The sequence below is a fragment of the Blastococcus sp. Marseille-P5729 genome (assembly GCF_900292035.1).
In the GTDB taxonomy this organism is placed as follows: domain Bacteria; phylum Actinomycetota; class Actinomycetes; order Mycobacteriales; family Antricoccaceae; genus Cumulibacter.
The window spans coordinates 293,710-306,263 of sequence record NZ_OMPO01000002.1; the positions used below are offsets into that span (position 1 = coordinate 293,710).

Annotated in this window: 12 protein-coding genes; 6 read left to right on the forward strand and 6 right to left on the reverse strand. The window is 68.5% G+C overall.

Going from position 1 to position 12,554, the window contains the following annotated elements:
• Positions 1-40 precede the first annotated feature (40 nt).
• Positions 41-1,024 carry a glycosyltransferase family 2 protein gene (locus DAA40_RS09955; RefSeq protein ID WP_106849579.1) on the forward strand — a complete coding sequence of 328 codons (984 nt, stop codon included), beginning with the start codon at positions 41-43 and terminating at the stop codon, positions 1,022-1,024.
• Positions 1,021-2,106: a glycosyltransferase family 1 protein gene (locus DAA40_RS09960; protein ID WP_106849580.1), complete on the forward strand. Its 1,086-nt coding sequence runs from the start codon at positions 1,021-1,023 to the stop codon at positions 2,104-2,106. The genes DAA40_RS09955 and DAA40_RS09960 overlap by 4 nt, the downstream gene beginning before the upstream one ends.
• A gap of 6 nt (positions 2,107-2,112) precedes the next feature.
• Here DAA40_RS09960 and rfbD read toward each other — a convergent pair whose 3' ends face one another.
• The gene (gene rfbD, locus DAA40_RS09965; RefSeq protein ID WP_234356332.1) at positions 2,113-3,063 is read right to left on the reverse strand and encodes a dTDP-4-dehydrorhamnose reductase; all 951 of its coding nucleotides are present in this window, start codon (positions 3,061-3,063) and stop codon (positions 2,113-2,115) included.
• Positions 3,064-3,262: 199 nt separating this feature from the next.
• Between rfbD and DAA40_RS09970 the strand changes: the two genes are divergently transcribed.
• From DAA40_RS09970 to DAA40_RS09985, 4 genes are all read left to right on the forward strand, one after another.
• A complete protein-coding gene (locus DAA40_RS09970; protein WP_106849581.1) occupies positions 3,263-4,783 on the forward strand; it encodes an LCP family protein in 1,521 nt (506 codons plus the stop codon).
• Entirely contained in the window at positions 4,783-5,544 is a 762-nt protein-coding gene (locus DAA40_RS09975; RefSeq protein WP_106849582.1) for a TIGR03089 family protein, read from the forward strand. Before DAA40_RS09970 ends, DAA40_RS09975 begins: the two co-directional genes overlap by 1 nt.
• Positions 5,545-5,714: 170 nt before the next feature.
• The gene (locus DAA40_RS09980) at positions 5,715-6,467 is read left to right on the forward strand and encodes a CoA transferase subunit A (RefSeq protein ID WP_106849583.1); all 753 of its coding nucleotides are present in this window, start codon (positions 5,715-5,717) and stop codon (positions 6,465-6,467) included.
• A 2-nt stretch (positions 6,468-6,469) separates the two neighbouring features.
• Positions 6,470-7,102, forward strand: coding sequence for a 3-oxoacid CoA-transferase subunit B (locus DAA40_RS09985; RefSeq protein ID WP_106849584.1), 633 nt, complete (start codon positions 6,470-6,472; stop codon positions 7,100-7,102).
• Between the two features lie 69 nt (positions 7,103-7,171).
• Here DAA40_RS09985 and DAA40_RS09990 read toward each other — a convergent pair whose 3' ends face one another.
• From DAA40_RS09990 to DAA40_RS10010, 5 genes are all read right to left on the reverse strand, one after another.
• Positions 7,172-8,512: an MFS transporter gene (locus tag DAA40_RS09990; protein WP_199849693.1), complete on the reverse strand. Its 1,341-nt coding sequence runs from the start codon at positions 8,510-8,512 to the stop codon at positions 7,172-7,174.
• Between the two features lie 200 nt (positions 8,513-8,712).
• On the reverse strand, positions 8,713-9,870 hold the full coding sequence (locus tag DAA40_RS09995) for an acyl-CoA dehydrogenase (protein ID WP_106849585.1): 1,158 nt from the start codon (positions 9,868-9,870) through the stop codon (positions 8,713-8,715).
• 81 nt (positions 9,871-9,951) lie between these two features.
• Positions 9,952-10,461 (reverse strand): 5-(carboxyamino)imidazole ribonucleotide mutase, encoded by a 510-nt coding sequence (gene purE / locus DAA40_RS10000; protein WP_106849586.1) that lies wholly within the window; start codon positions 10,459-10,461, stop codon positions 9,952-9,954.
• Positions 10,454-11,623 (reverse strand): 5-(carboxyamino)imidazole ribonucleotide synthase, encoded by a 1,170-nt coding sequence (locus DAA40_RS10005; RefSeq protein WP_106849587.1) that lies wholly within the window; start codon positions 11,621-11,623, stop codon positions 10,454-10,456. Before DAA40_RS10005 ends, purE begins: the two co-directional genes overlap by 8 nt.
• A 30-nt stretch (positions 11,624-11,653) precedes the next feature.
• Positions 11,654-12,466 carry a hypothetical protein gene (locus DAA40_RS10010; RefSeq protein WP_106849588.1) on the reverse strand — a complete coding sequence of 271 codons (813 nt, stop codon included), beginning with the start codon at positions 12,464-12,466 and terminating at the stop codon, positions 11,654-11,656.
• Positions 12,467-12,554 lie beyond the last annotated feature (88 nt).

Genomic DNA, 12,554 nt, shown 5'->3' on the forward strand with positions numbered 1-12,554 from the left:
TTGCGGTGAGGCAGGGTGACGAGTAGGGCACACTGAACCCATGCCCTTCCGTCACCCGCGCGTCACAGTCGTGATCGTGACATGGAACCAGGCGGATCTGGTCTGCGAGGCCATCCGGTCGGTGCGGAGGCAGACCGTTCCCGCACACATCCTGGTCGTCGACAACGCCTCCTCCGACGGAACCACGGACCGCATCGCTGCGGAACACCCCGATGTACACATCCTTCGACTCGCGTCGAATACCGGATTCGCCGGGGGCGTGGCTGTTGCACTCGAGGAGGTCACCACCGAGCTGGTGGCCTTCCTGAACAACGACGCGACGGCCGACCCGTCGTGGCTAGAGGCGTCGATTGCAGCGCTAGACGCCGACCCGCAGGCCGCATCAGTCGCCGCCCGAATGCTCCTGACTGACCAGCCTGATCGGGTGAACAACGCTGGTGTCGTGCTGCTGCGCAGTCTGTACGGAGCCGACCGCGGTCTGGGGGAGATCAACGACAGCCGTTTCGGGTCGGCTGTGGAGGTCTTTGCCGCTTCCGGCGGAGCCGCTGTTCTGCGGCGGTTGCCGGTGCTGGCGGCAGGCGGGATCGATCCGAGCTACTTCATGTACTACGAGGACGTCGACCTCGGCTGGCGGCTTCGGCTCGCCGGCTGGCGAGCGATCTACTGCCCCGATGCGATCGTGTGGCACCGCCACGCTGCGTCCTCCAAGCCGGGGTCGGCCACGTTCGCACTGTGGACCGAACGAAACCGGCTCATCACCCTGGCGCGCAATGCGCCGCTCGACGTGTTCGTCCAAGCACTGGGCCGGTTCGTTCTGACCACTGTCTCGCTCGGCATCTCGTCCCTGCGTCGGGGCGTACCCGATGTGGCAGTGTTCAGCCCTTCGTTGCGGCTGCGGATCCTTGCCGCGACGCTCCGCCGGCTCCCGTCAACGTTCGCCACCCGCCCACCGTCGTCACGCCGGCGGGAGGTGCTGCGGCGTTGGCGGGGCGTCGGCAGCCACGAGCTCGGAGGCGCCACATGAGGATCGCGCTCGACTGCACCCCGTTACTCGGGCCACGCACCGGGGTCGGAAACTACACAGCGAACGTGCTCGCCCAGCTCGCGGCTGCGCACCCCGAGGACCAATGGACCGCGACGGCGTTCACGGTGCGCGGGAACGACCTGCTCGCGCGGGTACCCGCAGGCGTTCAGACACGTACACGGCCGGCGCCCGCTCGGGCGCTTCGTCAGCTGTGGCGCCGAACCACCCTGCCTCCGGTCGAGCTTTTCACCGGTCGGCAGGATGTCTTTCACGCCACGAACTTCGTCAGTCCCCCAGCCTGTCGAGCCGCCCAGGTCCTGACCATCCACGACCTTGCCTACCTCACCCATCCGGCCACCGTAAATGCGCGGTCGCGTGCGTACGTCGACCTGGTGCCGTTGTCCATCCGTCGCTCGCGGGTGGTGTGCACGCCCAGTCGGGCCGTCGCCGACCAGGTTCGGGAGGCCTACCGAGTCCCGACTGAATCAGTCGTGGCAACTCCGCTCGGCGTTGATGCGTCCTGGTTCTGCGTTCAGCCGGATGAACGCGTGCGCCGGGCGCACTCATTGCCGACCAGCTATCTCCTCGCGGTCGGAACCCTAGAGCCGCGCAAGAACCTCCAACGGTTGATTGATGCCTACGCGGTCGCCGGCGACCAGCCGCCGCTGGTGCTGGCCGGGGCGGCTGGGTGGGGCACGGAACTCGACACCAGCGCGGTCCCAGTCGGCCGGCTCATCCAAACCGGTCGCCTACCGTTCGCCGATCTTCAGGCGGTCGTCGCAGGCGCGGCAGGCCTGCTGATGCCCTCTCTGGAGGAGGGGTTTGGGTTGCCCACGATCGAGGCGTTGGCGTGCGGCGTGCCGGTCCTTGCCTCCGACATCGCGGTGTTCCGCGAGGTACTGGACGACCAGGCGACCTTGGTGGATCCGTTGGAGGTCGAGTCGATCGCCGCGGGCATCGATCAACTAGTGCGAGAGCCGCAAGGCACGGCCACCTCGCGCCGCGAGAGAGCTGCCGGCTTCAGCTGGACACAGTGCGCGGTTCGCACATACGCGGCTTACCAGCGAGCGCTGGAGGGCTGAGTGGGATCAACCCTCGCGCAGAGCAGCACCGTCCCGCTGGAACGCTTCTGCGAGCGCTTCACGCCAGCCGGGCATCGGGCTGAGGCCTGCGGCGTTCCACTCATCATGAGAGAGCACCGAGTACTGCGGGCGCCGGGCCGGACGGGCGAACGCGTCGGAGGTCGTCGGCTGGACCCGCTGCGGATCGAGGCCGTTCTGCTCGAAGATCGCGCGGGCGAACTCGAACCACGAGCACTGGCCGCCCCCTGTGCAGTGGTAGTAGCCGGCTGGAGCGTTGCCAACGGCGAGTTCCACGAGCCCGTGAGCCAGATGTCGGGTCCACGTGGGCGAACCAACTTGGTCGTCAACGACCGAGAGAGTCTCACGTTCACCGGCCAGCCGCAGCATTGACCTGACGAAGTTCGGCCCGTATGCGCCGTATACCCAGGCCGTACGCACAACGTAGGCAGAATCGGGCGCGATCTTCCGGATGGCCTTGTCGCCGGCGTCCTTGGTGCGCCCATAAGCGGTGCTGGGCTGCGTGAGGTCATCCGGCCGATAGGGTTCATCGGCGTCACCGGCGAACGTGTAGTCGGTAGAGACGTGGATGAGCCTGCACCGTCCTGCGATCGCCTTGGCAATGTTACTTGGGCCGTCGGCATTGACGGCGTATGCCGTCCGCTCGTCGGACTCCGCGGCATCGACTGCCGTGTAGGCGGCCGTATTGATCACCACAGCCTTACCGGGTGTCGCCGCCCTCAGCCATTCGTCGACCAACGAACGGGTCGATCCCGCATCAGTGATGTCGAGCTGCTCGACGTCCAGACCAACGAGCGCAGGCTCGCCCAGCCCGTCCTCGGCCAACAGTTTCACCAACTCGGTCCCGAGCTGACCTTGCGCACCGACCACTAGGAACCGGTGATCGGCGAGGACTGCGCGAACGTCAGGCGCGAGTGTAAGTGAGGCCACCATCGCCATCGAATATAGTGTGTCCTACGGCAACCGTTCGCGCCATTCGGAGAAAGTGGCGCTCCCCCACTAGCGAGCGGTGGTCGCACGGTCTGAGCTAATCGGGATCTCGCTCTCAGCGTGCAATGCTGGTGTCTCGCCGCAGCCCGCTGCGGTTCGCAGCAATCTACCGCCTGCGCCATGTGGATGAACACGTCTCGGAGGTCACGTGAAGGACGAGCCCGTCGATGAGCGCCCGCTTCCGCCCGAGCTCGATCCTCGATCAGGCATGGGCGCCGCCCCGCGTCGCCGTTCCGCACAGAAGCCGGCGCCCTGGGTCAAAGTCGTACGCGGTATCGCGGGCGTGTTGTCCGTGCTGCTACTGGCCGGTGCGGCGTACGGCACGTCGTTGATGAACCGCGCTCATTCCGGCTCGGGCACGCTGGCCGGCACCGAGGGTGAACATAACTCCGACCGACTCGGCAACCACGAGGACATCAACATTCTCGTGGTCGGCAACGACTCGCGGGCCGGATATACCCAGGAGCAGCTCGATCAGCTGAGCACCACCCAAGAGGAAACGCTTGCGACCGACACGATCATGCTGATCCACGTGCCCGCCAACGGCACCCGGATCCGCGTGGTGTCCTTCCCCCGCGATTCCTGGGTCTCGATTCCGGATATGGGCTCGAAACACAAGATCAACGCCGCCTACGTGAACGGGTACTACTCGCTGCCGGACGACGCTGCCGAAGAGCAACGTCAGGCCGCCGGCCAGGCCTACCTGATCAATACGGTCAGCCAGCTCTCAGGGCTCAAGATCGACCACTACGTGGAGGTGACCCTGCTCGGCTTCTACGACCTCACCAACGCGCTCGGCGGCGTCGAGGTCAATCTCTGCGCCCCGTCGAAGGACCCCTCGGGTGATTCCGGGGCCGACTTCCCGGCCGGCAAGCAGGTGCTGGAGGGCCAGGAGGCACTCAGCTTCGTGCGCCAGCGCAAGGGCCTGGAGGGCGGCGATCTCGGTCGCATCAAGCGCCAGCAGTACTTCTTCGGCGCCGTCATCCGGCAGGTGCTGGATCAGGGGCTGCTCGACCTGGTCAACGTCGGCAAGCTGACCAACATCATCGATGCCCTCTCGGGAACGATTCGCTACGACCAGAACCTGGACCCGATCGCGCTGGCGGACCAGATGAGCAACATCGCGGCGGGCAACGTCGAGTTCATGACGATCCCGCTCGCCGAGAACTACGAGGAGAAGATCGACGGCATGGACGTCGTCATCCCCGCCGATCAGGCCGTGCTGGACAAGTTCTTCGACACATTGTCCGCCGAAGGCACCGACGACGATGCCGCGGGCTCGTCCGCCCCGGAGGCCCCCGCTACCGTCGACCCGAAGTCGGTCACCCTCGACGTCTACAACGGCACCGAGGTCGAGGGGGCTCAGCAGACCGTCGCCGACGAGCTCTCGGCGCAGGGCTTCCAGATCGAGAACACCCTCACCGCCTACACCACCGACTACGCCGCGAGCATCGTGCAGTACCCGGCCGGCATGGAGAAGGAGGCCAACACGGTCGCTGCCGCCGTGCCCGGGGCAACCGTCGAGGAATCCGACCAGGTCGACAAGGTGCTGCTGATCGTCGGGCAGAACTACCCGGGGCTGCTGCCTGAGGCGCCCCCGCAGACCGAGACCCCCGCCCCCGAGCCGACCGAGCCGGCGACCGCCGCGGACGAGGGCTGCATCAACTGATGACGGCCACGCTGTCAGCCCTGCTCGACGCCGCGATCGCCCGCGACCCCGCCCGGCCGCTAGTCACCTACTACGACCGTGACAGCGGCGAGCGCACCGAGCTGTCCGGCACCACCTTCGCCAACTGGGTTGCCAAGTCCGCCAACCTGCTGCGCGACGACCTCGACGTCCACGCGGGATCGACCGTCGCGCTGGCGCTGCCGATGCACTGGCACCAGATCGTGCTGGCGTTTGCCACGTGGGCGGTCGGTGGCTGCGTGAGCGAGTCGCCGCAGGACTCCCCCGACGTCCTCGTGATGTCGCCGGGCCGGCTCATGGAGCTGGCGGACGCCGACGCCGGCGAGCTGCTCGTGAGCAGCCTGGACCCGATGGGCCGCGCGCTGGAGCCGCGCCCGGACCACGTCTTGGACTACACCAGCGAGGTGCGAGTACACCCCGACGCCTTCGCGGGAGCACCCATCGACCCGTCGGCGCCGGCGTACGCCGGAGGCTCGATCGTGCTCGACCACGCACATGCCGCGCAGACCGCGTTGGAGCTCGCCGAGCGGCTGTCGGTCGGCGAGGGCACCCGGCTGCTGGTTCCGGCCGACGCCCCGGCCGAGGCCGGGTTGCTCGGCTGGGCGGTGCCGCCGCTGGTCGCCGGGGGCTCGCTCGTGCTGGTGCGCGCGGGCGACGACGCCGACGCTCAGCAGTGGCGGGCGCGGGTTTCGGAGCAGGAGGGCGTGAGCGCCGTTCTCGGCTCGCCCGGAGTCGCTGGGTAGGCGTCCGACCCGGCCGGTGTGACCGGTCAGACATAATGGCGGCACGCGTTCGGCCCGACCGGCCGCACGCAAGCACCCAGCACCCGTTGTGTTGTGCCGCTTTCGGGAAATGACGCCCGAAAGTGCCACACAACAACGGGTGAAATCGTCACCCCTCACAAGGAGCAGCAATGGACAAAGTCGTCCAGAGCGCTGCCGAGGCTGTGGCCGACATCGGCGATGGGGCCTCCATCGCCGTGGGCGGCTTCGGGCTCTGCGGCGTACCGCAAGACCTGATCGATGCCCTCCGCGAGAAGGGCTCGGGCGATCTGACCGTAATCAGCAACAACTGCGGCATCGACGGCGACGGGCTCGGCGTACTGCTCGAGGACAAGAAGATCAGCAAGGTCATCGCCTCGTACGTCGGCGAGAACAAGGCCTTCGCGCAGCAGTACCTCACCGGCGTCCTTGAGCTTGAGCTCACCCCGCAGGGCACCATCGCCGAGCGGCTGCGGGCCGGCGGCGTGGGCATCCCCGGGTTCTACACCGTCACTGGGGCCGGTACCTGGGTGGCCGAAGGCGGCATCCCCACCAAGTACGACTCCGACGGCAACGTCGTGAAGACCTCGGCTCCGAAGGAGACCAAGGAGTTCGACGGCAAGCAGTACGTCCTCGAGACGGCGATCGTCTCGGACTTCGCGCTGGTGAAGGCCGCCAAGGCCGACCGGCACGGGAACCTCGTGTTCAACGAGTCGGCGCGCAACTTCAACCCGCCGGCGGCGATGTCGGGCAAGGTCTGCATCGTCGAGGCCGAGGAGATCGTCGAGCCCGGCCGGATCGACCCGGACGCCGTCCACCTGCCCGGCGTCTACGTGCACCGCATCATCCAGTCGAGCGGCCGTAAGCCGATCGAGAAGCGCACCACCCGCCCGAAGGAGGCCTAGCCATGGCGTGGGACCGCAACCAGATGGCCGCGCGCGCCGCTGCCGAGCTCGAGGACGGGCAGTACGTCAACCTCGGCATCGGCATGCCGACGCTCGTCCCCAACCACATCCCAGAGGGAGTGACCGTCACGCTCCAGAGCGAGAACGGCATCCTCGGTCTGGGCCCCTACCCGTACGAGGGCGAGGAGGACGGCGATCTGATCAACGCCGGCAAGGAGACCGTCACGGTGCTGCCGGGCTCGTCCTTCTTCGACTCCTCCACCAGCTTCGGGATGATCCGCGGCGGCAAGATCGACGCCGCGATCCTCGGCGCCATGCAGGTCGCCGAGAACGGCGACCTCGCGAACTGGATGATCCCCGGGAAGATGGTCAAGGGCATGGGCGGTGCGATGGACCTGGTGCACGGCGCCAAGAAGGTCATCGTGCTGATGGAGCACACCGCCAAGGGCGATTTCAAGATCGTCAACCAGTGCTCGCTGCCGCTGACCGGCAAGGGCGTCGTCCACCGGATCATCACCGACCTGTGCGTCATCGACGTGACCACGAAGGGCCTCGAGCTGGTCGAGCTCGCCCCCGACGTCACCGTCGAGGAGGTCCAGAAGGCCACCGAGCCCGAACTCATAGTTTCCGTCTGACGAGCTTGGGGGCAGTGGAGCACGCTAACCACCCGATAACGTGCTCCACCGCCCCGCGGAACCGAGCAGCTACTGGAGGCGGACGCCGCGGGTTTCCACGCCGATGAACCACGCGCAGCCGGCCGCGAGGACGAAGCAGCCCGCGAACACGGTGAGCGCGATCGGCAGACTGCCGGTCACCAGCAATGAGCCGACGGACGGCGAAATGACGCTGGCCAGCCGCGCCGAGCTGCTGGCCATCCCCATGCCGGTCGTGCGGACCTCGGTCGGAAACAGCTCGGGCGTATAGGCATACACCGCACCCCATGCCCCCAGCAGCGCGAACGACATCAGGGCGGACGACGCCAGCACCCCGCCGGAGGAGTCCGCGCCCAGGAACAGGTACACCCCCACCGCGCTAGTCAGTAGAAAGCCGGTGACAGTCGCCCGTCGTCCGACCCGGTCGACCAGCCACGAGGCGAGGAAGTAGCCGGGCACCTGGGCCAGCGCCAGCAGCAGCGTCGTCCGGTAGACGGCGCCGAGCTCCATCCCCTGCAAACGCAGATAGCTCGGCAGCCAGGAGAAGATGCCGTAGTAGCCCAGGCTCAGCCCAAACCAGACGCCCGCGAGCAGCACCGTCCGCCGCGCCAGCTCGCCCCGGAACAGGCCCGCCACCCGCACCCGCTGTGTGGCGGCCGGGGTCGACAGATCGGGAAAGTCGACCGGCTTGCCGTTGCTGCGGGCCAACCGCTCGATCGCCCCCCGCGCCTGCCGGGGATGTCCGCGGGTGAGCAGCGACCGCGGCGAGTCCGGGACGCCGATCCGTGCCACCAGCCCTACCAGGCCGGGCAGCGCGGCGATCGCCAGCAGCCACCGCCAGGCCTCCTCGGGCGCCATCCGCGTCGAGAGGAACCACGCCAGTCCGGCCACCGCGATGGTGCCCAGGGCCCAGAAGCTCTCCAGGTAGACAAGGAAGCGACCGCGCCACACCGTGGGCACGAACTCGGCCATCATCGCGTAGTCGACCGGCAGGGTGCCGCCGAGGGCGAAACCGGTCAGCACCCGGAAGATCACCAGGACGGTCAGGTTCGGCGAGAAGGCGCCGGCCACCCCGAAGATCACTCCGAGCGCCACGGTCACCAGGAAGACGTTGCGGCGACCGATCCGGTCGGCCAACCACCCCCAGAACAACGCGCCAACGAGCATGCCTGCGAAGGTGGCGGTGAGCAGCACCGTCGCCATCCCGGCGCCGGGCGGGAGGCCGAAGGACGCGCTGACCCCCGGCAGCGCGAACGCCATGAGCAGCACCTCCATCGCGTCGGCGGCCCAGGTGAGCCCGCAGATGGCCAACAGCTGCCACTGAAAACGGCCCAGCCCGATACGGTCGACTGCCTCGTCGACGGAGATCGAGCCCGGTGGGGTGGTCGTCACGAGCCCATTGTGTCAGCCCGTCCAAACTCTCATGATGTGGGACCACGGTTCGCAGAATGGGAACCCCGGCCGGATCACGGAGGACATCGCCGTCCCCTTCGCCCGGTTCGCCCGTTGCGCAATCTGCGGGGCAGTGAAGCACGCTGTGAGGCGATCAGCGTGCTCCACTGCCTCGCAGAAGGTGTTCGAGGTACGTACGCCTAGCGGCCGAGGATGGAGCGGGCCATGACGATCCGCTGCACCTGGTTGGTGCCCTCGTAGATCTGGGTGATCTTGGCATCGCGCATCATCCGCTCGACCGGGAAGTCGCGCGTGTAACCGGCGCCACCGAGCAGCTGGACGGCGTTGGTGGTGACCTCCATCGCGACGTCCGAGGCCAGGCACTTCGCGGCCGAGGAGATGAACCCCAGGTTGGGCTCGCCGCGCTCGGCGCGCGCCGCCGCGACGTAGCACATCTGGCGTGCCGCCTCGGTCTTCATCGCCATGTCGGCGACCATCCACTGGATGCCCTGGAAGTCCGAGATCCGCGAGCCGAACTGCTTGCGATCCTTGATGTACGAGACGGCCACGTCGAGGGCGCCCTGCGCGACGCCGACCGCCTGGCTGCCGATGGTCGGGCGGGTGTGGTCAAGGGTCTTCAGCGCGGTCTTGAACCCGGTGCCCTCGTCGCCGATCATCCGATCGGCGGGGATCACGCAGTTGCTGAAGTGCAGCTCGCAGGTCGGCGAGCCTTTGATGCCGAGCTTCTTCTCCTTCGGCCCGACCTCGAAGCCCTCGTCGTCCTTGTGGACAACGAACGCCGAGATGCCGTTGGCCTTCTTCTCCGGGTCAGTGACCGCCATGACGGTGAACCAGTCCGACTCGGTCGAGTTGGTGATCCAGGCCTTGGTCCCGTTGAGGACGTAGTTGTCGCCGTCCTTCTGCGCGCGGGTCTTCATGGCCGCCGCGTCGGAGCCGGCCTCGCGCTCGGAGAGCCCGTAGCTGATCATCGACTCACCGGAGGCGATCGAGGGCAGCACCTTCTTCTTCAGCTCATCGGACGCCGACAGGATGATCGGCATCGAGCCGAGCTTGTTGACCGCCGGGATCAGCGAGCTGGACATGCACACCCGCGCCACCTCCTCGATCACGATGCACGCGGCGATCGAGTCGGCACCCGCGCCGTCGTACTCCTCGGGGATGTGCACGGCATGGAACCCGGCCTTCGTCAGCGCGTTCAGCGCCTCCTGCGGGAAGCGGGCCTGCTCGTCGACGTCCGTCGCGTGCGGCTTGATCTGCTCCTCGCTCAGCTCCCGGACGGCCTGGCGCAGGTACTCGTGCTCGTCGTCGAGCTGGTAGATGTCGAAGTCGGGGTTCATTGGTGGACCTCCCTCGGTCGGACGGGACTCGAGAAACACTATCGTGACCTACCCCACAATCTCGGGGCCGGTCCGCGCGGCTCAGCGCTGCTGCAGCCGCTCGTTCTTGGCCATCGCGACGTCGCGCAGCTCGGCTTGGAAGCGCGCCATCTGCTCGGTCAGGACGGCGTCGCCGCTGGCCAGCACCCGGACCGCCAGCAGGCCGGCGTTGCGGGCACCGCCGATCGAGACCGTCGCGACCGGGACCCCGGCGGGCATCTGCACGATCGACAGCAGTGAGTCCATCCCGTCCAGATGCTTCAGCGGCACCGGGACGCCGATCACCGGCAGCGTGGTCATCGAGGCGACCATGCCCGGCAGGTGGGCCGCGCCCCCGGCCCCGGCGATGATCACCCGCAGGCCTCGGCCGGACGCCGTCTCGGCGTACTCGGTCATCTCGCGCGGCATCCGGTGCGCCGACACCACGCGCGCCTCATACGTGATGCCGAACTCGTCCAGCGCGGCGGCAGCGTCCTTCATGACCGGCCAGTCCGAGTCGCTGCCCATGATGATGCCGACGACCGGCTCGCTGCCTGCCTGGGTCTCAGTCATGGAAGACTCCTTCGCGTAGATAGGCCGCAGCGTCACGGGTGATCGCGCGCAGCCGCGGCAGGTCGTCGCCGTACGCCGTGACGTGACCGATCTTGCGCCCGGGGCGCACCTGCTTGCCGTACAGGTGGATCTTGACCTCCGGCCAGCGCGCCATCAGGTGGTGCACCCGCTCGTCGATGCCGGGTCCGCCGTCCGGGCCGCCGAGCACGTTGGCCATCACGGTGTACGGCGCCCGTGTCGTGGTCGCTCCGAGGGGATAGTCGAGGACGGCGCGCAGGTGCTGCTCGAACTGGCTGGTGACCGCACCGTCGATGCTCCAGTGCCCGGAGTTGTGCGGTCGCATCGCGAGCTCGTTGACCAGGAACCGCCCGTCCGTGGTCTCGAACAGCTCGACCGCCATGACGCCGGTGACCCCGAGCTCGGTGGCCAACGCGATCGCCATCGCGGTGACCGCGGAGGCGCCGTCCTCGGTGAGGTCCGGCGCGGGTGCGATCACCTCGACGCAGATGCCGTTCTCCTGCACGGTCTCGACGACCGGCCAGGCGCTGACCTGGCCGAACCGTGAGCGCGCCACGACCACGGCCACCTCGCGGCGCAGCGGCACCATTTCCTCGGCGAGGATCTCAAAGCCGCCGTCGGCGGCGGCCTGCACGACCTCGGCGGCGGCGGACTCGTCGGCGACCACCCACACGCCCTTGCCGTCGTAGCCGCCGGTGGCCGCCTTCAGCACGACCGGCCACAACCCGCCCGCGAACTGCGCGATCTCTTCGACGCTGCCGACCTGGGCCCAGCGCGGCTGCTGGGCGCCGCCCCACGCCGCGATCCGCTCACGCATGACCAGCTTGTCCTGCGCGTGCCGCAGCGCCGCCGACCCGGGTTGAACCTCCACGCCCGCGCGCTCGAGCGCCTCGATGTGCTCGCCGGGCACGTGCTCATGGTCGAAGGTCACGACGTCGCACTCGGCCGCGAAGGCCCGCAGATCGTCGAGGTCGAGGTGGGTTCCGAGGCGGACGTCGGGGGCGACCAGCGCGGCCGACTCATCGGGGCCGATGCTCATCACGCGAAGCGACTGGCCGAGCGCGATCGCCGCCTGGTGGGTCATCCGGGCGAGCTGTCCGCCGCCCACCATTCCGACGACGGGAAGTCCGGTGCGTGAGTCCACCGCCCCACCGTACCGGCGGACGAGCCCCGGTCAGCGACGCAGGTCGGACACCAGCAGCCGGGCCTGGCGGAGGCTGTCGGGCAGTCCTTCGACCCAGATCCCGACCAGCAGCGACTCAGGCTTGGCAGCGTCGAGCCGCCGCGCCTCGATCAGCTCGCGCAGCGCGGCGACCCGGCCGGTGAGCTGCGGCGTACGCCGCGCCAGCACGATCGCCGTGGTCGGGCCGGCCTGCACCACGGTCTCGCCGGAGCTGAACACCGCCCGCAGCTCGTCGGCGAGCTGACACATCTGCCAGGCGTGATCCCAGCCCTCGGCCCGCGCCTGCAGCCGGGCCTGCCACCCGGCATCGTCGCCGTCGGGCGCCGTCGTCCGCGACCGGCCCGGGTCGGCCACGCCCTCGTCGGAGTCGCTGAACCGCGACCTCGGCTCGTCGACCCTGGACGGTCCGAGCAGCGAGGCGACGACGAAGGCGTATTCCTGACCGAGCCGCCGGCCGGCCGACTCGACCTCGGCGGCGATCTCGCCGAGCCGGATCGAGAGATAGGAGCAGTCCGGCAGGGCCGTAGCATTGATCGCGGGCACCTGGGGATGCGCGAGGCCGGTGTCCTCCGACCAGCCGATCGCAGCGGAGCGGACCAGCTGGACGACGTCGACTTCCCGGCAGCTCTGCGTCGCACGGTGCGCCGGGTGGGCGAGCAGCGAGGTGGTGAGGGAGGCGATGGCGACGATGTCGGAGATTGTCTCCTCCATCGACACGCCGGCGCCAGCGCGGGCGCGCCCGAGGCGCATACAGCGCTCCGCGATGTCGCCGTCGCTCACGATGGCTTCGGTGACGGCGTCCACAGCGGGAGTCCACCAATCGTCGGGGAACCGCCAGCCGCGATCTCGGCTTGCCTCACGCCACATCGCTCGAAGCTGATGAGCGGAGACG

Bases quoted from the DNA above. Each gene is read 5' to 3' on its own strand.
- DAA40_RS09985 (WP_106849584.1), top strand. From the start codon at position 6,470: ATGGCGTGGGACCGCAACCAGATGGCCGCGCGCGCCGCTGCCGAGCTC.
- purE (WP_106849586.1), bottom strand. From the start codon at position 10,461: ATGACTGAGACCCAGGCAGGCAGCGAGCCGGTCGTCGGCATCATCATG.
- DAA40_RS09975 (WP_106849582.1), top strand. From the start codon at position 4,783: ATGACGGCCACGCTGTCAGCCCTGCTCGACGCCGCGATCGCCCGCGAC.
- DAA40_RS09960 (WP_106849580.1), top strand. From the start codon at position 1,021: ATGAGGATCGCGCTCGACTGCACCCCGTTACTCGGGCCACGCACCGGG.
- DAA40_RS09995 (WP_106849585.1), bottom strand. From the start codon at position 9,870: ATGAACCCCGACTTCGACATCTACCAGCTCGACGACGAGCACGAGTAC.
- rfbD (WP_234356332.1), bottom strand. From the start codon at position 3,063: ATGGCGATGGTGGCCTCACTTACACTCGCGCCTGACGTTCGCGCAGTC.
- DAA40_RS09955 (WP_106849579.1), top strand. From the start codon at position 41: ATGCCCTTCCGTCACCCGCGCGTCACAGTCGTGATCGTGACATGGAAC.
- DAA40_RS09980 (WP_106849583.1), top strand. From the start codon at position 5,715: ATGGACAAAGTCGTCCAGAGCGCTGCCGAGGCTGTGGCCGACATCGGC.